Raw genomic sequence first — 22,291 nt, 5'->3', positions numbered from 1 at the left:
GCTCCTTGCATTGTCCCAAACTCTCTCCGTCATACCGGCCTTGAGCCGGAATCCAGCCACGGCGCGTCTGCGCAGTGAGAAGAGTCTTTTGCGATCAAAGACTTTATCGCGCTGGACCTCGGACTAAATCCGGAGTGACGGTTGCTGCTGCCAGATGCATTCGGCAGTCATAATGGAAGTGCCGTGCCTTACCGGCTTCACTGCATATCCCTGCGATCAGGATGAAACCGTATCAAGCGAACGTTCGATGCGTTTCGCCGCCTGCCAGAGATCTTCCATTCTCTCGAGGCTCGCTTCTTCCAGCGTTTCGCCATTTTGAGTTAGCGACGTTTCGATGTGATTGAAACGTCTGCGGAATTTCGTGTTCGTACCGCGCAGCGCATCTTCCGGATCGGCTTTGACATGCCGGCCGATATTGACGAGCGCAAAAATGAGATCGCCGAGCTCGTCCGAAACCTTTTCCGGTTTTCCTTCCGCCAGCGCCTCACGCAGTTCGGCGATTTCCTCCTCGATCTTGTCGAGAATGGGAGCGGGGTTCGACCAGTCGAAACCGGCACGCGCTGCCTGTTCCTGTAGCTTCAGGGCTTCGGTCAGCGCCGGCTGGCTGCGCTGTACGCCGCCCAGAAAGCCTGCCTTGAAATCCTCGGTGATGCCGCGTCGCGCGCGTCGTTCTGCACGCTCGCGTTTTTCTTCCGCCTTGATGCGATCCCATTGCAGTTTGACGCCGTCCGGCGTATCGGCGTCGGATACGGCGAAGACATGGGGATGACGGCGGATCATCTTCGAGGTCACGGCATGCACCACGTCGCCAAAGGCGAATTCGCCCATCTCTTCGGCAATCCGTGCATGGAAAACCACCTGCAGCAGAAGGTCGCCCAGCTCCTCGCAAAGATCGTCCATGTCCTTGCGCTCGATGGCGTCGGCGACTTCATAAGCCTCTTCGATGGTATAGGGCTTGATCGTCTCGAAAGTCTGCACGACATCCCAAGGGCAACCGGTTTCCGGCTGCCGTAGGGCTTCCATGATCTCGATCAGGCGGGAAATATCCTTCGAGGCTTCCATAGTGTCTCAAACCTTCGTTTTTTGTTTCTGCGCATCGCCCGGACGGAAAACCGCCGCGCACGTCCTGCGGAAATGCTCTAGTTCAATGGAATGTCGTTGCCGCTCTTGGACGACTGGTAGCTGGTGGAAAGATCGTCATAGGCGGCCTTGATGCGAGCCGTCTGCGCCTTCAACGTGGTCTTCAGCGGATCGTCTTCACCCTCCACCAGATCGGCGATGAAATACGAATTCCAGAAGGCATTGTTGCGGCGATAACCGCCCGGTTCCAGCCCGAAAACTTCCTTGAGGATTTTCAGGTCGTGAGGGATCGCGAAAGCGTCGCGGGAATCCTCGTGGCTGAAGAAGGAGTAGAAATTATCGAAGCCGGCCCAGGTGATGGCGGACATGCACATGGTGCAGGGTTCGTGGGTGGAGAGAAAAATCAGCTCCTTCGTATTCGGCTTTTCGCCCAGCTCGTAAAACCGTTTCAGCGTATGCACTTCACCATGCCAGAGCGGATTTTCCAGCTCGTTATTGGTCTCGGCGATCACCAGCGACAGGTCCGATTTGCGCAGGATCGCCGCACCGAAAACCTTGTTGCCAAGGCTGACGCCACGCGCCGTCAAGGGCAGAATATCGTGTTCGATGACATCGAGAAGGCGGGCGGCGAGGGTGGGGCTGGTCAAAGGTCTGGTCCTTCGTGCCGCTTTAAAGAAAAGCGGTCTTCGCATGGGGAAATCGGCAGTCGATGGTCGCTCCTTGTTCGGCGCGAGGACCCGCTTTGTCAAGGGATTGCGAGGGGATTCTCAGGGCTTGCGCAGGTGTGGAAAAGCATCGCCGGTTTGTTTTCCTCCAAAACCGGGGTCTTCGAGAAATAAAAATCCAGGTGCCGGAAAGGCTTGAATTTCTGTTTCTTCAATCTTGCACCGCAATGCGGGATATATGTCCAATGCACAACGAACATGATTTTTCCGCTGCTGGCGACCGCCTTTCAACCTTCCCCGCTTTCTTCCGGGTCGAGGGGCGGCAGGTCGCTGTTTTCGGAAATGGCGATGAAGCCTTCGCGAAGGTAAGGCTTCTCGCGAATACCAACGCGCATATCATTGCCTATGCCGACCAGCCGGAAGTCGATTTTGCCCGTTATATCAGCGAAAACGGCATCGATCATCGGGCTTTGGCTTTCGCCGGCGAATTGATCGAAGGCGCCACGCTGGTCTTCGCCGCTACTGGTGATGAGGCGCTGGACCGAGAGATCGTCACCGTCGCGCGCGCCGCGAAAATCCCCGCCAATGCGGTGGATCAGCCGGAATTCTGCGATTTCTTCACCCCTGCGCTCGTCGCTCGCGCACCCGTCGCCGTGGCTATCGGCACGGAAGGGGCAGGGCCGGTTCTTGCCCAGATGATCCGCGCCCGCATCGATCAGATGCTCTCGCCGTCGCTTGGCAAGCTTGCGCGCCTTGCCGTGCAGTATCGTGATGCGGCCGAGGAGAACGTGCCGAAGGGCGCCTTGCGGCGCAATTTCTGGCGGCGGTTCTTTTCAGGTGCGGTGGCGGATGCCGTCGCCGTTGGCGACACGCTCTCCGCCCGTCAGGCCGTCGACCGCCTGCTGCAATCGCCCGAACGCAGCGAAGGCCGTATCTGGCTCGTCGGCGCAGGACCGGGCGCTGAAGATCTGCTGACGCTGCGCGCGCAGCGCGTGTTGATGGAAGCCGATGTGATCGTTTACGACGCGCTTGTGCCGCAGGCGATTGTCGATATGGGCCGCCGCGATGCCGAGCGGCTCTCCGTCGGCAAGCGCAAGGGTTGCCACAGCAAATCGCAGGATGAGATCAACCGCCTGCTGGTGCGCCTTGGCAAAGATGGCAAGCGCGTCGTGCGCCTCAAATCTGGCGATCCGCTGGTCTATGGCCGGGCGGGCGAAGAAATGGCGGCGCTGCGCGAGGCCGGTATTGCCTATGAGATCGTGCCCGGCATCACGTCGGCCTTCGCTGCCGCTGCGGATTTCGAATTGCCTCTGACGCTGCGCGGTGTCGCTTCATCGCTGATTTTCACCACCGGCCACGATCTGGCCGGCGATGTCCTGCCCGATTGGGCACGGCTTGCCGTTTCCGGCGCCACCATCGCCGTCTATATGGGCCGCAGTGTTGCTGCTTCGGTCGCGAGGCGGCTGATCGACGCGGGATTGGGTGTGGAAACCACGGTTGCCGTCATCGAAAACGCCAGCCGCGCGGATCGCCGCCTGCTGCATGGCACACTGAACGATCTGCCCGAACTCGAACATCGCGATGAACTGACCGGACCGGTCATGGTCATCATCGGCGATGCGGTGGCGGGCGCCAATTTTGACAGGTCCGAGGCGCTTGCATCGTCAGTGCGGCCGGCGGATTTCAAACGGGAGTATGCAAATGGCTGACAAGGTTTTGACCGCCAACCGCCTGAGCGATGGCATCGCCGTCTGGCTCGATGCCAACGGGGAGTGGACGGAGAACCTGCAGGGCGCAATCGTTGCCCGCCATGCGGAGGCCGTCGCCTCGTTCGAGGAAATCGGCAAGCGGGATTTTTCCGCCAACAAGGTCGTCGATGTGGCCGTCATCGATGTCATCGAGGAGAACGGCAAGCTTTGGCCGACGCGTCTTCGCGAACGCATTCGCGCCGCCGGCCCCACCGTGCACTATGCCACCGGCTTCAAGCCGGCCGATGCAGCATTCATCGCAGTCTGAGGAAGAATATGTACCGTTACGACGAGTTCGATCACGCATTTGTTGAAGGCCGCGTGGCGCAGTTTCGCGATCAGGTCGAGCGCCGCCTTTCTGGCGAACTGGCTGAGGATGCGTTCAAGCCGCTGCGCCTGATGAACGGCGTCTATCTTCAGCTGCACGCCTATATGCTGCGCGTTGCCATTCCTTACGGCACGCTGAATTCGAAGCAGATGCGGATGCTGGCCCATATCGCCCGCAAATATGACCGGGGTTACGGCCACTTCACCACCCGCCAGAACATCCAGTACAACTGGCCGCGCCTTTCCGATACGCCGGATATCTTGTCCGAGCTGGCGAGCGTGGAAATGCACGCGCTTCAGACCTCGGGTAACTGCATTCGCAACGTCACCGCCGATCATTTCGCTGGTGCGGCCGCCGATGAGGTCGCCGATCCGCGTCCCTATGCGGAAATCCTGCGTCAGTGGTCTTCCGTGCACCCGGAATTCTCCTTCTTGCCGCGCAAGTTCAAGATCGCCGTCACCGGTGCCGAGCGCGACCGTGCCGCCATTCAGGTGCACGATATCGGCCTGCATCTGAAAAAGAACGACAAGGGTGAGATCGGGTTCGCCGTCTATGTCGGCGGCGGGCAGGGCCGCACACCGATGATTGCCAAGAAAATCCGCGACTTCCTGCCGGAAGAGGACCTCTTGTCCTACACCACGGCGATCATGCGCGTTTATAACCTGCACGGCCGCCGCGACAACAAATACAAGGCGCGTATCAAGATCCTCGTGCATGAGACCGGTGCGGAAGAACTGGCCCGCCAGGTCGAAGTCGAATTCGCCGAACTCAAGAACACCGAGTTGAAGCTTCCGGATGCCGATATTGCGGCAATCACCGCTTATTTCGCGCCGCCGGCGCTGAAGGACCGGCCGGAAGGCTGGGAAAGCCTGGCGCGCTGGAAGCGGGCCGATGAAGGCTTTGCCCGTTTTGTCGAGCAGAACGTCGCGCCGCACAAGCATCCCGACTACGGCATGGTAACGATCTCGCTGAAGCCGATCGGCGGCATTCCGGGCGATGCGACCGATGAGCAGATGGAACTCGTCGCCGATATCGCCGCGGAATATGCCTTCGATGAAATCCGTATCAGCCATGAGCAGAACATCATCCTGCCGCATGTGGCGCTGGCCGATCTCGAGCCGGTTTATCGCGCGCTGGTAGGCGCTGGCCTTGCGACCGCCAATGCCGGGCTGATCACCGATATCATTGCCTGTCCCGGGCTGGACTATTGCGCGCTCGCCAATGCGCGCTCCATTCCGGTGGCGCAGGAAATTTCCACCCGCTTCGGTTCGCCGGAGCGTCAGGCGGAAATCGGTGAGCTGAAGATCAAGATTTCCGGCTGCATCAATGCCTGCGGCCACCACCATGTCGGCCATATTGGCCTGCTGGGTGTGGAAAAGAAGGGCGCGGAACTCTACCAGATCACGCTTGGCGGATCGGGCGATGAGAACACCTCGATCGGTGAAATCATCGGCCGTGGCTTCGAGCCGGAAAAAGTCACCGACGCCATCGAAACCATCGTCGACACCTATCTCGGGCTTCGCCTTTCGAAGGAAGAAATTTTCCTCGAAGCCTATCGCCGCGTTGGACCGCAGCCATTCAAGGATGCGCTCTACGGTTCCGCTGCAGAAGCCGCCTGAGGAGAATGCGATGACGAAAATCTGGAACCGCGACGGCTTCGTGGAAAACGATCCCTGGGTGATCGAAACGGAAGAAGTGAAAGCGACGGCGGAGCAGAAGCCCGTGCTGCCGCTTGCCGATTTTCTGGTTCGTGCCGCCGAAAGCAACGATATCGGTCTCGGCGTTCTGATCACGCCCGCCGACGATGTGACGCGGCTCGGACCTTATCTCCACCGTATCGACCTTGTCGCCGTAAGCTTCCCGGCCTTCAATGACGGTCGCGGGTTCAGCCACGCCTCGCTGCTGCGCAGCCGTCTCGGTTTTGCGGGCGAGGTGAGGGCGGTTGGCGACGTCCTGATCGATCAGGTGCCGCTGATGCTTCGCACCGGCTTCACCAGCTTTGCGGTGACGAACGGCACGGCCATCCGCCGACTGTCCGAAAATCGCCTGCCGGAAATCCCGGTTTATTACCAGCCGACAGCCAAGCCGGCGAGCGGCGGTGAGGCCTATAGCTGGCGTCGTCGTGCGTCTCTATGACACGTTGCGTGGAAATATGAGTTTTTGATACATATTTCCTACGCACATGGCAGTATTGACATTCTCATGCCTTCAAACCGGAGCAAAAATGGTATAATTGCCCGGTCGGAGAATGTCGCATCGAATAAGAATGGACGGAACCTGAAATGAACGCGCCAGCCAAGACGGAAGATTTCGCGATCAAGATACCTGACGGTGTTTACGCCGAGACGGTTTTATCGGTGGAGCACTATACCGACCACCTGTTCCGTTTCCGCATGACGCGCCCGGCCGGCTTCCGTTTCCGTTCCGGCGAATTCGCCATGATCGGCCTGATGGTCGGCGACAAGCCGATCTACCGCGCCTATTCCATCGCCAGCCCCGCCTGGGACGAGGAACTGGAATTCTTCTCGATCAAGGTTCCGAACGGTCCGCTGACATCGCATCTTCAGGCGATCAAGCCCGGCGATACGGTGCTGATGCGCAAGAAGCCGACAGGCACGCTGGTTCTGGATGCGCTGACGCCCGGCAGACGGCTTTACATGTTCTCCACCGGCACCGGCATAGCGCCTTTCGCGAGCCTGATCCGTGACCCGGAGACCTATGAGAAGTTCGAGGAAGTTATCCTCACCCATACCTGCCGCGACGTGGCCGAGCTGAAATACGGCTTCGATCTGGTCGAGGAAATTCGCAACCACGAATTCCTGAACGAGATCGTCGGCGACAAGCTGAAGCACTATGCGACCGTCACCCGCGAAGATTACCCCTTCAAGGGCCGTATCACCACGCTGATCGAAAACGGCAAGCTGTTTGCGGATCTCGGCGTGCCGGCGCTCGATCCCGAAATCGATCGCGGCATGATCTGCGGCTCCTCGGCGATGCTGAAGGACACCAAGGAGCTTCTGGAAAAGGCCGGTCTGAACGAAGGCGCCAATAACAAGCCCGCCGAATTCGTGATCGAGCGCGCTTTCGTCGGTTGATCAGACAACAAACGATGAGATTTCAGGAGGCCGTCAGGCCTCCTTTTTGTTTGCGCCTTCAGTGCCGTTGGTGAGAGGCGGCGTCGTCATCCTGTTTCGGCGCTATCTCGTTGCGATGAAGAATAAAAAGCCCGATGGCGATAGCGGCAATGCCGCCGCCGACGAGATGCGACAGCGAATAACCGCCCTTCGTCACCAGCCAGCCTGCGACGACATTGCTGAACGATGCGCCGATACCCTGAACCATCATGACGCTGGCAAGGCCGACATTAAAACGACCGGTGCCCTTCAAAATCCTCTCCACCGCAACCGGGGTGACGATGCCGAGCAGGCCCGCGCCAACGCCATCGAGAAACTGCACCGGGAAGATCACCCAGAAATCCGTGAAGGCTGAGGCGAGGAGACCGCGTATCGGCAACGCGATCAGCGCGATGATGAAAACGGTCGAGAGACCGAAACGGCGTATCAGCCATGGGGCCATTGCGGCAACGAAGATCATCGCGAATTGCGCGACGCCGGTAATGATGGCGGTGGTTCGGAAGGGCGTCTGCAGTTCGATGGCGAAATCCTGCGCGATCAACCGGCTCATCGGCGCGTTGCCGAAGTGGAAAACAAGCAGAATGATGGCGAGAAAGATCAGCCCGCGCTCCTGCAGCAGCACCTTGATGCCGGACGGGCCGGGTTCTCCCTTGTCTTCGGCAAGGCCGCGGGCGACGTTGTGGTCGATTCGATCGGGGTCGATGGCCGCCGTCGCGACCAATGCGCCTGCAGCGGTCAGCAGCATGAGGCCGATGATACCGTTCATGCCGAAGAAGGTAACCACCACATAGGTCGCGAAAAGCGATGCAAAATTGCCGCCGTGGTTCCAGAACTCGTTCGTGAAATCTGATGGGAGAACAGGCGTTCGCCGACAAGGCCGAGCGTGAGGCCAGCAAGTGCCGGCCCGACCACGGCGCCGACGACGGCCGTCATGATCTGACCGGTCCAGACTATCCATGCATCCGGAAAGATCAGCGTGATCAGCGCGCCGATGGTCACGAGGATGACGGGAATGGCGATCAGCAGCCTTTTCCACGTCGTGCCATCCACCAGCGCGCCACAGAGCGGCGTGGCAAGCAGACCGACGAGGCCGCCCACCGTGGCAATCATGCCCAGCGAAAGCGAAGACCAGCCCTTTGTCGCTAAAAAGGCATCCAGAAACGGCCCAAGGCCGTCGCGGGCATCGGCGAGGAAAAAGTTCAGCGCTGCAAGGGCAAAAAGCGTGCGGTCTGAAATGCCGCCGCTGCGGGGCAGACCACCGGAAGGAAGCCTGCCGCGCGCTGCCGGAACGCCGATTGTCGTCATGAAATATGCTCCGAAAATATGCGCGAAAGGATGGGAAATCGATCGAGGCTGGCGAGAAACATCTGTGCCCGCATTTGGTTGCACCGACACAACGGAAATATTGGTCCGCCGATATTTTTGACGGTTGCAGAACAGGCCGAAGGAACGTTTGCCGGCGCGAGCGAGTTAGCCTTCGTGGAAAAAACGGATACTCGCCATGAAGACCAAGGCTTTTGCGATTTTATTTTCTGCCGGATTGCTCGGCGCACAGCCCGCGCATGCGGATGAACGCGAATTCCTCTCGTCGCTGAAAGGCGCCTGGGCGGGTAAGGGAACCGTGATTACCCGCATTGGCACGCCGCCGATCAGCGTGAACTGTACGCTCAACTCCAATACCGGAGCATCTTCGCTCAACATGTCCGGCACTTGCCGGGGACTGCTTGTGGTAAGGCGCGCAATCGCCGCCGATCTCTCAGCGAAGGGTGGGCGCTATAGCGGCGCTTATACCGGCCCTTCCGGCCGCCCGTCTGCCCTTTCCGGCACGAGACAGGGAAATGCGATCAACCTGACCGTCCGCTGGAATCGCGATATCAACGGTGACCGTGTCGCCGCCATGACCATTGAAAAGGTTGGCGATAATGGCCTGCGGTTGCGCACCACCGACAAGGACGCGCGGACTGGCAAGACGGTGGTGACAAGCGATATCCGGCTTGTACGCTGAGACAGCCATGAGAAAAAGGCCGTTGGGATGTTTGAATCTTAGCGGAACTCGAGCAGCAGCGGGCAATGGTCCGAGACCTCAGGCTGTCTTGCCACATCGAAGTGATCGACCTCCACAGCCGGATTGACCAGCATGTAATCCGCATAGCGGTTCGGTTTGGCATAATGCGAGGTCCGGGTATCGGTAAAGCCGCGCGTGGTGACAAGTTCGGTGAGATCCAGTTCCTTCAACACGGCGAAGGTTTCGCTCTCAGGCAGAACATTAAAGTCGCCGCAGACGACGATCCGGTCGCCATCCTCCGCAATGTTTTTCACAAGTTGGACGAGGCGTTTTGCCTGCGCCAGACGGGCGGCGGTATCGTGCTTGCCGTCGAGGTCGCGCAGCCCATGCATATGGGCGATGACGGCGGGCTGACCGGTCATGAAGTCAAAAACCCTGATGGCGTGGCCCGTGCGTGAACGTGGGTGATCGCCATATCCATCCGCAGAGAAGGCGCCATGCACGAAACCCTGCGCCTGCGCAACGATGGCGATGGACTTGCGCACGAAGGTCGCCAGTCCCCATTGGGAAGGATATCGAGTCTCGCCCTGCCAGAGATCGCCCTGCGCCGCGGGACAGAACACTGCTACGTGATCGGGCAGAGCGTTCGCGACATCCCGCAGGAAATTCGCCCTTTGCGGCAAGTCAATGCCGTGATCGCGATAACTCAGCCAGTCCTGCGTGGCGGCCGGTGTGTGCACCACTTCCTGCAGACATAAGATATCGGGATCGGACGAGGCGATATAGGGGACAAGTTTGTCGTGGAGCTTTCCGCCCCAGCCGTTCAGGCAAATCAGACGCATTCCCACTCCATCCCCATGTCGCAGCGTCATCTGTTTAACACGGGCTATGCCAGGATCAACCATGCGGAAGCGTGATCGCCAGATAACGAAAACCTTGCCATAACGAAAAAAGGCCCGGATCGCTCCGGGCCTTCTCATGTCGGTTCGCACTGATGCCTTATTCCGCCGCTTCGGCGTAAGCCTCCATTGGCGGGCACGTGCAGATGAGGTTGCGGTCACCATAGACATTGTCGATGCGGTTGACCGGCGACCAGTATTTGTCGATGCGGAACGCGCCAGGCGGGAAGCAGCCCTTTTCGCGGCTATAGGGACGATCCCATTCGCCGACGAGGTCCTCCACCGTATGCGGCGCGTTCTTCAACGGGTTGTTGGTCTTGTCCGCACGGCCTTCCTCGATGTCGCGGGCTTCCTCGCGGATAGCCAGCATGGCATCGCAGAAACGATCGATTTCCGCCTTGGTTTCGGATTCCGTCGGCTCGATCATCAGCGTGCCGGCAACCGGCCAGCTCATGGTCGGCGCATGGAAACCGCAGTCGATGAGGCGCTTTGCGACATCGTCCACCGTCACGCCGCAGCTATCTGCCAGCGGGCGGGTATCGATAATGCACTCATGCGCCACACGTCCCGTTTCGGACTTGTAGAGCACGTCGTAAGCGCCCTTCAGCCGCTCCGCGATGTAGTTGGCGTTGAGGATCGCCACCTTGGTCGCCTGCGTCAGCCCTTCGCCGCCCATCATCAGGCAATAGCTCCAGGAAATCGGCAGGATCGACGGCGAACCAAACGGGGCAGCAGACACCGCACCCTCACGGCCGTCCGTCGCCGGATGACCGGGAAGGTAAGGAGCAAGATGCGCCTTGACGCCGATCGGTCCCATGCCGGGGCCACCGCCGCCATGCGGAATGCAGAAGGTCTTGTGCAGGTTGAGATGCGAAACATCAGAACCGATATCGCCGGGACGGGCGAGACCGACCATGGCGTTCATGTTGGCGCCGTCTAGATAGACCTGTCCACCATGCTTGTGGGTGATCTCGCAGATCTCGCGAACCGTCTCCTCGAACACGCCGTGGGTGGACGGGTAAGTGATCATGCAGCACGAGAGGTTTTCCGCATACTGCTCTGCTTTTGCACGGAAATCATCGATATCGATGTCACCGTTATCCCGCACCTTCACCGGCACCACCTTCATGCCGACCATCTGCGCGGAGGCAGGATTGGTGCCATGTGCGGAAGTCGGAATGAGGCAGACGTCACGATGGGTGCCGCCATTGGCGAGGTGGTAGTTGCGGATGGTCAGAAGCCCGGCATATTCCCCCTGCGCGCCGGAATTCGGCTGCATGGAGAAGGCGTCGTAACCGGTGACCGAGCACAGCTTTTCGGAGAGATCGTCGATCATCTCCTTGTAGCCCAGCGCCTGATCGGCCGGCACGAAGGGATGGATGTCGGAAAATTCCGGCCAGGTGATCGGCAGCATTTCCGCTGTCGCATTCAGTTTCATGGTGCAGGAACCGAGCGGGATCATCGAGCGGTCGAGAGCCAGATCGCGATCCGAAAGCCGGCGGATGTAACGGGTCATCTCGCTTTCGGCACGGTTCATGTGGAAGATCGGATGCGTCATATACTGACTGGTGCGCAGCAGTTCCTTCGGCAGGCGATATTCCGGCTCGAAATCCGAGATCGAGAAATTGCCGCCGAAAGCGCGCCAGACGGCTTCCAGCGTTGCCGGGCGCGTGCGCTCGTCAAGGCTCATGCCGATCTTGGTGGCGCCGACCTTGCGCAGGTTCACGCCTTCCGCCACGGCCGAACGCAGGATGACGCCCTGCATATGGCCGACTTCAACGGTGATCGTGTCGAAGAAGGTTTCCGGCTCGATGGTGTAGCCGAGCTTTTCCAGCCCCTTGGCCATCAGCACGGCCTTCTGGTGGGTCTGCTGGGCAATTGCCTTGATACCCTGCGGGCCATGGAAGACGCCATACATCGAGGCCATGACGGCGAGCAGTACCTGCGCGGTGCAGATGTTCGACGTCGCCTTTTCGCGGCGGATATGCTGCTCGCGTGTCTGCAGCGACAGGCGATAGGCGCGGTTGCCGCGTGCATCGACCGAAACGCCGACCAGACGGCCGGGCATGGAGCGCTTATGTGCGTCCTTGACCGCCATGTAAGCCGCATGCGGACCGCCGTAACCAACCGGAACGCCGAAGCGCTGCGAGGTGCCGATGGCGATATCCGCGCCCATTTCGCCGGGCGACTTCAGAAGCGTCAGCGCCAGAAGATCGGCGGCGACGGCGGCAATCGCGCCCGTCTGGTGCAGGCGGGAAATCAGGCCGGAGAAATCGCTGACATGGCCGTGCGTGCCCGGATACTGGAAAATCGCACCGAACACATCGACCGGGTCGAGATCGGTAAAGGGGTTGCCGACAATCACCTTCCAGCCGAGCGGGGCCGCGCGGGTCTCGATCAGCGCGATGGTCTGCGGATGGCAATTGGCGTCAACGAAGAAGGCGGTCGCCTTGGATTTCGCGACGCGCTGGCACATCGCCATGGCTTCGGCAGCCGCCGTCGCCTCGTCGAGCAGTGATGCGTTGGCAACATCGAGACCGGTCAGATCGCAGACCATGGTCTGGTAGTTCAACAGCGCCTCAAGACGGCCCTGGCTGATTTCCGGCTGGTAGGGCGTATAGGCCGTGTACCAGGCCGGGTTTTCCAGAATATTGCGCTGGATGACCGGCGGCGTGATGGTGCCGTAATAACCCTGGCCGATCAGCGAGGTCAGAACCTGGTTTTTGTTGGCCGTCTCACGCAGGCGGTCGAGCGCTTCGCGTTCGGTCAGCGCGGCACCCCAGGTCAGCGGCACCTTCTGGCGGATGGAAGAGGGAACGGTGGCGTCGATCAGGGCGTCGAGGCTCTTATAGCCAACGACCTTCAGCATCTCGGCCATTTCCGACGGCGACGGCCCGATGTGACGCCGGTTGGCGAAATCATAGGGCTGATAGTCGGTGAAATGGAATTCGGTGGGCGTCGTCATTACGCGATCAGCTCCTTATAGGCTGCCTCGTCGAGCAGCGTCTCGGCATCTGCGGCGTTGGAAAGCTTCAGCTTGAAGAACCAGCCGGCGCCCTGCGGGTCGGAATTGACCAGCGAGGGATCGTCGACGATGGCCTGGTTGATTTCCACCACTTCGCCATCCAGCGGACAATAGACGTCGGAAGCCGCCTTGACGGATTCAACGGTCGCCGCGTCGCCATCCTTGGAGAAGGTGGCGCCCACTTCCGGCAATTCGACGAAAACGAGATCGCCAAGCTGTTCAGCGGCGTGGCTGGTGATGCCAACGGTGGCGATATCGCCTTCGAACTTCAGCCATTCGTGTTCTGCGGTAAATTTCAGCATCGTATTCTCTCCGGAGATGGGATGAAGATTATCGTTTATAGGTGGGCTTGATGAAGGGCAGGGCGGCGACGGCGACGGGCAGATATTTGCCGCGCACTTCCGCAAAGACAGCCGTACCGGGAGCAGCGTGGGAAACAGGGACGTAACCCATGGCGACGGGACCTTCGACCGAAGGACCGAAACCGCCCGAGGTCACTTCACCGATTTCCGTCTTGCCTTCGGCATCAGCAAACAGCTTCGAATGGCCGCGCACCGGCGCCTTGCCTTCCGGCTTCAGGCCGACGCGGCGGCGCGATGTGCCATCGTTCAGTTCGCCGAGAATGCGCTCTGCGCCGGGAAAACCGCCCTCGCGGTCGCCGCCAGCGCGGCGCGCTTTCTGGATCGCCCATTCGAGCGAGGCTTCGATGGGGGAGGTCGTGGTATCGATATCGTTGCCATAAAGACAAAGGCCGGCTTCGAGGCGCAGGCTGTCGCGCGCACCAAGCCCGATCGGCTCGCAATCGGGATGCTCGAGCAGGGCTTTGGCAATCTCTTCGGCCTTGTCGGCGGGCACGGAGATTTCAAAGCCGTCTTCACCGGAATAACCGGAACGGGAGACGATGCAGGGCACGTCATGCAGCGGCACTTCCTGCACATCCATGAATTTCATTTCCGAGACGCCGGCCCAGAGTTCAGCCAGAACGGCCTCCGCGCGCGGTCCCTGTAGCGCGATGAGCGCCCGGTCATCGAGAAGCGTTATCTCGCAGGCGTCGGAAAGATGCGCCTTCATATGGGCGACATCGGCACCCTTGCAGGCAGCGTTGACGACGACAAACAGGTGATCGCCGCGATTGGTGATCATCAGGTCGTCGAGAATACCGCCGTTTTCGTCGGTGAAGAAACCGTAACGCTGCCGGCCTTCCTTCAGGCCGAGAATATCCACCGGCACCAGTTTTTCCAGCGCGAGCGCGGCATCTTCATTGTTGCCGGACTTCGCCTTCACGATCACCTGACCCATATGGGACACGTCGAAAAGACCGGCGGAGGTGCGGGTCTGGAGATGTTCCTTCAGAACGCCGGCCGGATATTGCACCGGCATGTCATAACCGGCGAAAGGCACCATGCGGGCGCCAAGCGAAATGTGCAGGGAATTGAGCGGCGTGATTTGAAGCTCGGCGGTATCGTCCAAGGACGCCTCCAGGGTTGCGCGAAAGATCGCGCGGGCTCAGGTCATGACGCGAAAAACGCGCCGGGTTCAAGAGCCCCCTCTGTCCTTGTCGCCTGAGATTGTTATCCCTTCGGCGAGCCGTCCTTGATGAAAGGTGGCTTCTCTCCAGAGTTCCGTCGTCACCGCTGGTCCTTTTGCCTGAGAGTTTCCGGGGCGGTTGCTCCTTCGGCACCGCAGTGAAGCGGTTTCTCCCAACGATGATGCGACGCTCATTATCTTCGAAGACCCGTTATTGGCAAGGACCAAATGACGCATCTGAACAGATTCTTGCTCCATCTGCGCCATCGACGCAGCGATCTGCGGCGACAGATGGTCTCGGCGGCTTCCTTCAGTCGGATTTTTTCTCCGGCAGACCCTTGTGTTTCGTCGATGCGAAATCCTCAAGTTCCTTTTCTGTCATGGACTTCTCCATGCTTTTTGAAGCACCTTTTAAACTGGATTTCTTCATTTCTCCGCGTTTGGCCGCCAGTGCGACACCCGCCGCTTTCTGCTGGGCCTTCGATTTGGCTGGCATTGTCGGGCCTCCCTTGAACGATGGTTGCGGCAGGAAAATGCCGCCTGGCATCTATTGTTCCCTTGCGACGGTCTGGCCTGCGGCAAAATTCCCCTTTGAAATCGGAGAGAAACAGGGATATCGCCTAGGATATGGATGCAAATCGAACACGACGGCTGATGGGGATAGAGAAAATGCTTCGCATTTTCTGTGCGACCCTGATGTTGTCTCTCGGTTTTGCCCACAAGCCGGCACTTGCCACAGCCCCCGCCGTTGCGCTGGATGAGAGTTACCGACTGCCGGACGGCACCTTTGCGGAAATCTGCCTTGGCCATGGCAACGGCGTCAATGCTTCCCATACCAAGGAAGACCCCGCCCATTCCGGCGACGCCATCTTGTTTTGCGAGGCCTGCCTCCTGGCCTCGTCCATTCTTCTGCCGATGCCCGATACGGCTGGCTGGCTGAAGACTGAATTTGCCTGGCTCGACAATCGCCTGCGTGCGGAATGGAGCTTCCGCTCCGTGCTGACGATCCAGAAGCCCGCCGCGCGCGGCCCTCCGTCCCTGTCAGCCTGATTTTTCGTTTTACGGGATCATCGCCGCCTTTGGCGGCACGGAGCGGCTGCGCGGACCCAGAGGGATAGCAGTCGCAGGGACAAGCAAATGAAAACCACCAAGATCATCGCCTGCAGCCTTTTCGTCGCCTCGGTTTCGACCGCGCAGGCTTTCGCCCACGCCACATTCGTTGACGGTTCGGCCGAACAGGAAAGCACCGTCGTTGCCGCCCTCCAGGTGCCGCATGGCTGCGAAGGCGGGCTCGCCACCACCGAAGTTCAGATCAAGCTGCCGGAAGGATTCATTTCCGCGAAGCCGCAGCCCAAGGCTGGCTGGGAACTGGAGGTCATCAAGGGAGACTACCAGAAGGCCTACAAGAACCACGGCAAGGAGATTAAAAGCGGACCGGTCGAAATCCGCTGGAAGGGCGGTAACCTGCCGGATGAATTCTACGACACCTTCGCCGTGCAGGGAAAAATCTCCGGTATAGAAGCGGGGCAGGACCTGCCATTCAAGGTAACGCAGCTCTGCGGCGACAAGGGCAAGGTTTCCTGGGACGAAGTGGCAGCGGCCGGCGTCGATCCGCATTCCCTGAAAAGTCCCGCTCCCACCATTCGCGTTGCCGCAAAAGCTGCGCATGCCGGCGGCCATGATCACTCCACCATGGATATGGATGTCGTGAAGGCCGGCAGCCTCGAAGTATCGGACGGAACGACCAAGGCCATGCTGCCGGGCCAGCCCGTGGGCGGTGGATACGTGACGATCAAGAATGCCGGCGATAGCGACGACAAGCTGATCGGTGTCGAATCTTCGTCCGCCGGACGTGCTGAAATTCACGAGATGGCCATGGTCAACGACGTCATGAAAATGCGCAAGCTGGATGACGGCATCGTCATTCCCGCCGGCCAGACGGTGGAGCTGAAGCCCGGCGGCCTGCATATGATGTTCTTCGATGTGAAGAAGCCCTTTGCCGAAGGCGACAAAGTGCCGGTAACGCTCATCTTCGAAAAGGCCGGCAAGGTGGAGATCGTGCTGTCCGCAGGCGCAGCCAAGGGCGGCGGCGACCACCAGCATAATTGACGGATGAAAAACGGCTACCGGAACGCGTGACAGGTCCGGTAGCCGCAAATTTTTATCTATCGTGTTTGTTCTTCAGCGCCGTGGCGGAAAAGGCAGGGTGGCATTTGCTCACGTGATTTTCCGGAACTCGGTCGAAGATCTCTAGAAGATCAATCTGACACCAGGCTGAATACGGGGATTCCGCCTATACGGTGCGAAACTGAAGAATTGACATTAAAATATCTATATATCCACCTGATCTATAAATTACCTTCAGATTTCGAGGTGAAGCTGTTTTCCTCGTAGGCCTCCACGGCCTGCTCCAGTGTCGCCTGTGGCTCCTGGCGCTGGCTGCTTGCTATCAGGAAATAGAGGGTGAGGGCCGGCGGCTTGATCGTCGTCATCAGGCCCCTGAGCTGGAAGTCGTCCCCGTGTTCGGCCTTGCGCGCCAGTTCGTGAATGGCCTCTTCAACCTCGCTCTTGCGCGGCACGCGTTGCGGCGGCTTCATGGCCTCCAGCGCATAGGCCGCTGTATTCGCGGAAACGGAAAGAACCTGTGTCATCGAACCTCCGGCCATCTTCGCCGACCCTGAAAAACCGTAGATTAACAGTTGCCCATTGTTGGAAGGCTAAATCGCACAGCTGCAATTTAATCGTATTTTAACAGCCGAAAGCGCCGGGCAAAGGGGTTTCGCCAGCGGTTCCCATGGTCTAAAAATGTCCTGGACCGTCCGGTCCGACGATTTCTTCCGGAGACACAATTCCCCATGATCAATATCGCCCTTGTCGCTGCAGGCGGCGCAATCGGTTCCGTGTTCCGTTATCTGGTCGGGGTCTGGAGCATGCGGTTGGCCGGACCGAATTTCCCCTGGGGAACCCTTGTCGTCAATGTGGTCGGATCTTTCCTGATCGGTCTGCTGGTCGAGCTTGTGGCGCGGCGACTGAATGCCTCGATGGAAATGCGCCTGTTTCTCGTCACCGGCGTGCTCGGCGGGTTCACCACGTTCTCGTCCTTCTCGCTCGATGCGGTCGCGCTGTTCGAGCGCGGCGCGCTCGGGCTGTCGGCCGTTTACGTGCTTGCCAGCCTTGCGGTTTCCATCGCGGCGGTTTTCGCCGGGCTGGCCTTGGGCCGCAGTTTGTTCTAAAGGCTTGGTCCAAACGGCGCGCCAGAGATGTGAGCGCGCGATCAGGACAGAAAGACTGGAAATTTCATGGCAGGTATCGAGCATATCAAGGTCGGGGCCGACGAGGCCGGTATGCGCCTCGATCGCTGGTTCAAGATTCATTATCCGGGACTTGGTTTCGGGCAGTTGCAGAAGCTTCTGCGCTCCGGACAGGTGCGTGTGGATGGCGGCCGGGTGAAGACGGATGCGCGCGTGCAGCCGGGACAGATGGTGCGCGTACCGCCGGTCGATTCCGATCTCAAGGTCAAGAGCGGCCCCATCGGATCGAAGGACCTCAAGCATTCCGAAGATGGCGAGCTTCTGGCGCGCATGCTGCTGCATGAGGACGACAAGGTCTTCGTTTTCAACAAGCCGGCCGGCATTGCCGTGCAGGGCGGTTCGGGCGTCACCCGCCATATCGACGGGCTGCTGGAAGCCTGGACCAACCAGAAGGGCGAAAAGCCGCGTCTGGTGCACCGCCTCGACCGCGATACGTCGGGCGTGCTGGTGGTTGCCCGCACCCGCGGTGCTGCGCAGAAGCTGACCGCCGCCTTCCGCGAACGCGATACCAAGAAGACCTATTGGGCGCTGGTCAAGGGCGTGCCGCGCAAGCATCAGGACAAGATTTCCACCTGGCTGGTCAAGGAACAGACGATGGATGGCGATCGCATGCGTATTGCCAAGCATGGCGAGGAGGGGGCCGATCACGCCGTTTCCTATTACCGCGTCATCGATACCGCCGCGCAGAACCTCGCCTGGCTGGAAATGGAACCCTATACCGGCCGCACCCATCAGCTGCGCGTGCACGCGTTGCATATGGGTCACCCGATCATCGGCGATCCGAAATATTATATCGACGATCCGAACTGGGATTTCCCGGGCGGCATCCAGAAGCGCCTGCATCTCCACGCACGCCATATCGACATTCCGCATCCGAATGGCGGCCGGCTTCGGGTCAGCGCACCCCTGCCGCCGCATATGGTACAGACCTGGAACCTGCTCGGTCTCGACGTGGCCGATGGCGATAGGGAAGACTGACAGCCCATGAAACTCGTTCTTTTCGATTGCGACGGAACGCTGGTGGATAGCGCCGGCCTGATCCATGCCGTCATGGCCGATACTTTCGCCGATTTCGGCAAGCCGCGCCCCGATATCTCCGAAACCAAGGCGATCATCGGTCTGACGCTGGATATCGCCATCGCCCGCATGCTCGGCAAGGCGCATGTGGATGATGAAGCGAAGGCGATGACGGAACGTTACAGGGAAATCTACCATCCCCTGCGGGAGCGGCCGGAAATGACCGTGCCGCTTTTCGACGGTATCGCCACGCTGATCGATATGCTTTCGAAACGCGACGATGTGCTGATCGGCGCTGTGACCGGCAAGGGCCGGCGCGGTCTTACCCATATCCTACAGACCCACGGCCTTGCCGATCACTTCATCGTTTCGCGCACGGCGGATGATTGCCCCTCCAAGCCGCATCCGGCCATGGTGATGGAATGCTGCCATGAAACCGGCATGGTTCCGGCCGATACTGTGGTTATCGGCGATGCGATCTATGACATGCAGATGGCCAAGGCTGCAGGCGCGAAAGCAATCGGCGTCGCCTGGGGTTATGCCTCGGTCGACGATCTCTGGAAGGCGGGCGCGGATGCGGTCGTCAGCCACCCGCGCGAAATTCCGGCCTATGTTCCGGCCGATATTCTTGAATAACCTTTCTATCCGACTGACGAGGACGTGCCATGCGTGATCTCCTGAACGACCTTTCGGAGGGCCTGAGCCATCCCGACCCGATCCTGCGCGCGCAGATCCAGATGCAGAAACCTCTGCCGAAGCGGTTCTACAAGGATGTCACCGTCGGCGAGGCGGAAGAGGGCGGTTTTACCATCCTTCTCGATGGCAAGCCGCTGCGCACCCCCGCCAAGAAGCCGCTGACCGTTCCGACGCGTGCGCTGGCGGAACTGCTTCGCGATGAATGGGATGCCCAGAAAGAAGTGGTCAATCCGGTGGTCATGCCCGTCTCGCGACATGTGAACACGGCCATTGATGGCGTCGCCAACGACACGCAGGCTGTTTTTGAGGACATACTCCGTTTTTCGTCTTCCGATCTCCTCTGCTATCGCGCCGGCGATCCGGAAGCGCTGGTTGCGCGGCAGACGGACCATTGGGATCCGGTTCTGGACTGGGCGGCCAATGTGCTCGGAGCGCGCTTCATTCTCGTCGAAGGCGTGATGCATCAGGACCAGCCGCGCGAAGCCATCGCGGCTTTCGCGGTAACGCTGAAGAAATACGACACACCGATTGCGCTTGCCGCTCTTCACACCATGACATCGCTGACCGGCTCCGCCATTTTGGCCCTTGCACTGGCGGAAGGGCAATTGACGCTGGAGGAAGCCTGGGCGCTTGCCCATCTGGACGAGGACTGGACCGCCGAGCAATGGGGCGAGGACGAGGAGGCGCTGGAGCGCCGCGCCGTCAGGCTTGTCGATATGCGCGCGGCACTCAATGTTCTGGAGTCGCTCAAGAGCGCCTCTTAACGCTTTTCTAACCCTGATGGCCGAATATGCGGTTACCTCACGTTAGGGGAGCCGCTGATCATGACCACCTCGTTGAAACGCCTTGGCATTCTTGTGCTGGCGTGTTTCACGCTCATGTCTTTCAGGCTGGAACCGGAAGCGACCAATACTGACCGGCTGCTTTACGATGTGCGCGGCGCATTCGTCGCCGCACGCCCGGATGTCGCTCCGGCGCTGATGCAGTCCATTCATGCGCAGGTGCAGAATGCGATCAAAACAACGGCGCGTGGAGAAACCCGGCCGCGCGTGGTACTGACCATCCGTCTCGCATCCGTTACACGCGGCCCGTTCCTGTTCGGGGAAAGGGCGTCGGCCAAGGTCATCGTCCGCGCCGCCGCCGTCGCGACGGGAGAGGTGATCGCCGAGGCCAAATTCACCGCCACCGTCGTCAGCTTCGATAATCAGTCGATAGAGCAGGAACTTGCCTATGGCGTCGCCGAACGCGTGATCCGCGAATTCAGACTGAACCGGCCCGGCCCGACGACGCTGGCGACGGCTCTGTTTCCATAAGCAGGACACAAAAGGCGAGGGCGCGACTCCTATTCGTCCGCATTGCAGCTTCCGAAATATTTCAAGCTTCAATCAGGCGCATCTTCGGCGCTCTTAAATTTACATACGTCGCGTATATATAATTGACATGCGGCGCGTATGTAACTATCTGACATACGTAACGTATGTAAATGGGCGTCCGAAGCCTTCTTTTAAAAAGAGCAACGCTTCTCTCGTCCATGACCACTCAGCCAAAAGAGAGACGCGAAATGACCGCACGCGAAGCAGTTTTCCCCGCTAACAGGCATGCGCTTTACGAGGAGCATGGCTATTCCGCAGCTATCCGATCCGGTGACCTTCTTTTCGTTTCCGGTCAGGTCGGCAGCCGTGCCGATGGAACGCCTGAACCTGATTTTGAACGTCAGGTCCGGTTGGCCTTTGAAAACCTCAAGGCCACGCTTACAGCGGCGGGCTGCACTTTCGATGATATCGTGGATGTGACGACGTTCCACACGGATCCGGAAAACCAGTTCGGAACGATCATGACCGTCAAGCAGGAGATTTTCAGCCAAAAGCCTTACCCGAACTGGACGGCCGTCGGCGTCAACTGGCTTGCCGGTTTCGATTTCGAGATCAAGGTCATTGCCCGCATCCCGTAATGTCAGGTTAAATCTGCAGCGGCGGCGCTTACAGGGCGCCGCCAACCTGCTTCTCCGTCCTTATCCCAGCCGCTCCGCATGCCACTTCAAATGGTCATCCATGAAGGTGGAAATGAAATAATAGGAGTGGTCATAGCGCTCATGCATGCGCAGCGTCAGGCCGATATCCGTGCCCTTGACCGCTTCTTCGAACAGCCAGGGGCGCAGGCCCTTTTCGAGAAAACTATCGGCCTTGCCCTGATCGATCAGGAACTCGGGAAAACGCGCGCCGTCCTCGACCAGCGCACAGGCGTCGTATTGACGCCATGCGGCCTTATCTGCACCGAGGTATTTTTCCAGCGCCGGCTCGGACCAGTCGGCCGAAGAGGGAGCCACGATCGGCGCAAAGGCGGAGCAGCTCTTGAAACGCTCGGGGTTCTTGAGCGCAATGGTCATCGCGCCATGGCCGCCCATTGAATGGCCGAAAATGCCCTGACGGCTCATATCCGCACGGAAATGCTGGCCGATGAGAGCAGGCAGTTCTTCCGTCACATAGCTGTACATCCGGTAGTGCTCGGACCAGGGCTCCTTTGTGGCGTCGAGATAAAATCCGGCGCCCTTGCCCATCTGCCAGTTGGTCAATTCGTCCGGCACGTCATTGCCGCGCGGGCTGGTATCCGGGCAAACGATGATCAGCCCCAGTTCGGAGGCCATGCGGCGATATTCGCCTTTTTCCATGACATTGGCATGGGTGCAGGTGAGGCCGGAAAGATACCACAGGACAGGGCAGGGCTCGTGGATCGCCTTCGGCGGCACATAAACCGCAAAGGTCATCTCAGATTTCAGGGTTTCCGATGTGTGCGAAAATACGCCCTGCATACCGCCAAAGGCTGTATTTTGCGAAATAATGTTCATGAAGCCATTCC

General features: G+C 59.5%; 23 protein-coding genes, 1 pseudogene and 1 riboswitch. Of the genes and pseudogenes, 14 read left to right on the top strand and 10 right to left on the bottom strand.

Annotation, left to right across the window (positions count from 1 at the left end; translation table 11 throughout):
• Window positions 1–216 precede the first annotated feature (216 nt).
• Together mazG and L904_RS11630 are read right to left on the bottom strand one after the other, a co-directional pair.
• Window positions 217–1,062 (bottom strand): nucleoside triphosphate pyrophosphohydrolase, encoded by an 846-nt coding sequence (mazG, locus tag L904_RS11635; protein WP_035264017.1) that lies wholly within the window; start codon window positions 1,060–1,062, stop codon window positions 217–219.
• A gap of 77 nt (window positions 1,063–1,139) precedes the next feature.
• Window positions 1,140–1,772 (bottom strand): deaminase, encoded by a 633-nt coding sequence (locus L904_RS11630; protein ID WP_371259432.1) that lies wholly within the window; start codon window positions 1,770–1,772, stop codon window positions 1,140–1,142.
• Between the two features lie 218 nt (window positions 1,773–1,990).
• Between L904_RS11630 and cysG the strand changes: the two genes are divergently transcribed.
• The 5 genes from cysG to L904_RS11600 all read left to right on the top strand — a co-directional run bounded on the left by cysG (window position 1,991) and on the right by L904_RS11600 (window position 6,916).
• Window positions 1,991–3,454: a siroheme synthase CysG gene (gene cysG, locus L904_RS11620; RefSeq protein ID WP_035264025.1), complete on the top strand. Its 1,464-nt coding sequence runs from the start codon at window positions 1,991–1,993 to the stop codon at window positions 3,452–3,454.
• Window positions 3,447–3,761: a DUF2849 domain-containing protein gene (locus L904_RS11615; protein ID WP_003521341.1), complete on the top strand. Its 315-nt coding sequence runs from the start codon at window positions 3,447–3,449 to the stop codon at window positions 3,759–3,761. The genes cysG and L904_RS11615 overlap by 8 nt, the downstream gene beginning before the upstream one ends.
• Before the next feature lie 8 nt (window positions 3,762–3,769).
• A complete protein-coding gene (locus L904_RS11610; RefSeq protein ID WP_003521340.1) occupies window positions 3,770–5,440 on the top strand; it encodes a nitrite/sulfite reductase in 1,671 nt (556 codons plus the stop codon).
• Window positions 5,441–5,450: 10 nt separating this feature from the next.
• Window positions 5,451–5,957 (top strand): DUF934 domain-containing protein, encoded by a 507-nt coding sequence (locus L904_RS11605; protein ID WP_035264027.1) that lies wholly within the window; start codon window positions 5,451–5,453, stop codon window positions 5,955–5,957.
• Between the two features lie 146 nt (window positions 5,958–6,103).
• Entirely contained in the window at window positions 6,104–6,916 is an 813-nt protein-coding gene (locus L904_RS11600; RefSeq protein ID WP_035264028.1) for a ferredoxin--NADP reductase, read from the top strand.
• A gap of 58 nt (window positions 6,917–6,974) precedes the next feature.
• Here L904_RS11600 and L904_RS11595 read toward each other — a convergent pair.
• Window positions 6,975–8,322 (bottom strand): annotated as a pseudogene (locus tag L904_RS11595) (MFS transporter).
• A gap of 134 nt (window positions 8,323–8,456) precedes the next feature.
• On the opposite strand from L904_RS11595, the gene L904_RS11590 reads away from it, so the two are divergent.
• Complete coding sequence (locus L904_RS11590) at window positions 8,457–8,960, top strand: hypothetical protein (RefSeq protein ID WP_035264030.1); 504 nt, start codon at window positions 8,457–8,459, stop codon at window positions 8,958–8,960.
• A 38-nt stretch (window positions 8,961–8,998) separates the two neighbouring features.
• On the opposite strand, the gene L904_RS11585 is transcribed toward L904_RS11590, so the two are convergent.
• From L904_RS11585 to L904_RS11565, 5 genes are all read right to left on the bottom strand, one after another.
• Window positions 8,999–9,802, bottom strand: a complete 804-nt coding sequence (locus tag L904_RS11585; RefSeq protein WP_035264031.1) for an endonuclease/exonuclease/phosphatase family protein — start codon at window positions 9,800–9,802, stop codon at window positions 8,999–9,001.
• A gap of 157 nt (window positions 9,803–9,959) precedes the next feature.
• Window positions 9,960–12,824 carry an aminomethyl-transferring glycine dehydrogenase gene (gcvP, locus tag L904_RS11580; protein WP_035217412.1) on the bottom strand — a complete coding sequence of 955 codons (2,865 nt, stop codon included), beginning with the start codon at window positions 12,822–12,824 and terminating at the stop codon, window positions 9,960–9,962.
• Window positions 12,824–13,186, bottom strand: a complete 363-nt coding sequence (gcvH, locus tag L904_RS11575; protein WP_003496104.1) for a glycine cleavage system protein GcvH — start codon at window positions 13,184–13,186, stop codon at window positions 12,824–12,826. Before gcvH ends, gcvP begins: the two co-directional genes overlap by 1 nt.
• Before the next feature lie 28 nt (window positions 13,187–13,214).
• Window positions 13,215–14,354 (bottom strand): glycine cleavage system aminomethyltransferase GcvT, encoded by a 1,140-nt coding sequence (gcvT, locus tag L904_RS11570; protein WP_035264032.1) that lies wholly within the window; start codon window positions 14,352–14,354, stop codon window positions 13,215–13,217.
• A gap of 155 nt (window positions 14,355–14,509) precedes the next feature.
• Window positions 14,510–14,597, bottom strand: a riboswitch (glycine riboswitch).
• Window positions 14,598–14,721: 124 nt separating this feature from the next.
• Window positions 14,722–14,907: a DUF3008 family protein gene (locus tag L904_RS11565; protein WP_035264062.1), complete on the bottom strand. Its 186-nt coding sequence runs from the start codon at window positions 14,905–14,907 to the stop codon at window positions 14,722–14,724.
• 173 nt (window positions 14,908–15,080) lie between these two features.
• Between L904_RS11565 and L904_RS11560 the strand changes: the two genes are divergently transcribed.
• Both L904_RS11560 and L904_RS11555 read left to right on the top strand, forming a co-directional pair.
• A complete protein-coding gene (locus L904_RS11560; protein ID WP_080707361.1) occupies window positions 15,081–15,461 on the top strand; it encodes a hypothetical protein in 381 nt (126 codons plus the stop codon).
• Between the two features lie 87 nt (window positions 15,462–15,548).
• A complete protein-coding gene (locus L904_RS11555) occupies window positions 15,549–16,520 on the top strand; it encodes a copper chaperone PCu(A)C (RefSeq protein ID WP_035264036.1) in 972 nt (323 codons plus the stop codon).
• Window positions 16,521–16,759: 239 nt separating this feature from the next.
• Here L904_RS11555 and L904_RS11550 read toward each other — a convergent pair whose 3' ends face one another.
• Window positions 16,760–17,062, bottom strand: coding sequence for a hypothetical protein (locus L904_RS11550; RefSeq protein ID WP_035264065.1), 303 nt, complete (start codon window positions 17,060–17,062; stop codon window positions 16,760–16,762).
• A 204-nt stretch (window positions 17,063–17,266) separates the two neighbouring features.
• Here L904_RS11550 and crcB point away from each other — a divergent pair, with 204 nt between their 5' ends.
• From crcB to L904_RS11520, 6 genes are all read left to right on the top strand, one after another.
• On the top strand, window positions 17,267–17,644 hold the full coding sequence (crcB, locus tag L904_RS11545; protein WP_035264038.1) for a fluoride efflux transporter CrcB: 378 nt from the start codon (window positions 17,267–17,269) through the stop codon (window positions 17,642–17,644).
• Between the two features lie 66 nt (window positions 17,645–17,710).
• Complete coding sequence (locus L904_RS11540; RefSeq protein WP_035264040.1) at window positions 17,711–18,700, top strand: RluA family pseudouridine synthase; 990 nt, start codon at window positions 17,711–17,713, stop codon at window positions 18,698–18,700.
• A 6-nt stretch (window positions 18,701–18,706) separates the two neighbouring features.
• Window positions 18,707–19,375 (top strand): HAD family hydrolase, encoded by a 669-nt coding sequence (locus L904_RS11535; protein WP_035264044.1) that lies wholly within the window; start codon window positions 18,707–18,709, stop codon window positions 19,373–19,375.
• A gap of 29 nt (window positions 19,376–19,404) precedes the next feature.
• Window positions 19,405–20,199, top strand: coding sequence for an ATP12 family chaperone protein (locus tag L904_RS11530; protein ID WP_035264046.1), 795 nt, complete (start codon window positions 19,405–19,407; stop codon window positions 20,197–20,199).
• A gap of 60 nt (window positions 20,200–20,259) precedes the next feature.
• Complete coding sequence (locus L904_RS11525; protein WP_035264048.1) at window positions 20,260–20,748, top strand: hypothetical protein; 489 nt, start codon at window positions 20,260–20,262, stop codon at window positions 20,746–20,748.
• Window positions 20,749–20,996: 248 nt separating this feature from the next.
• Window positions 20,997–21,386, top strand: coding sequence for a RidA family protein (locus L904_RS11520; protein WP_035264051.1), 390 nt, complete (start codon window positions 20,997–20,999; stop codon window positions 21,384–21,386).
• A gap of 60 nt (window positions 21,387–21,446) precedes the next feature.
• Here the strand turns inward: L904_RS11520 and fghA are convergent, their stop codons facing one another.
• On the bottom strand, window positions 21,447–22,280 hold the full coding sequence (fghA, locus tag L904_RS11515; RefSeq protein ID WP_035264052.1) for an S-formylglutathione hydrolase: 834 nt from the start codon (window positions 22,278–22,280) through the stop codon (window positions 21,447–21,449).
• Window positions 22,281–22,291 lie beyond the last annotated feature (11 nt).

Origin of the sequence: Agrobacterium sp. LY4 (genome assembly GCF_001526585.1) — a bacterium.
GTDB lineage: Bacteria > Pseudomonadota > Alphaproteobacteria > Rhizobiales > Rhizobiaceae > Agrobacterium > Agrobacterium leguminum.
Note: the sequence above shows the minus strand (reverse complement) of the source record. Positions and strands in the feature narration are given on the sequence as shown.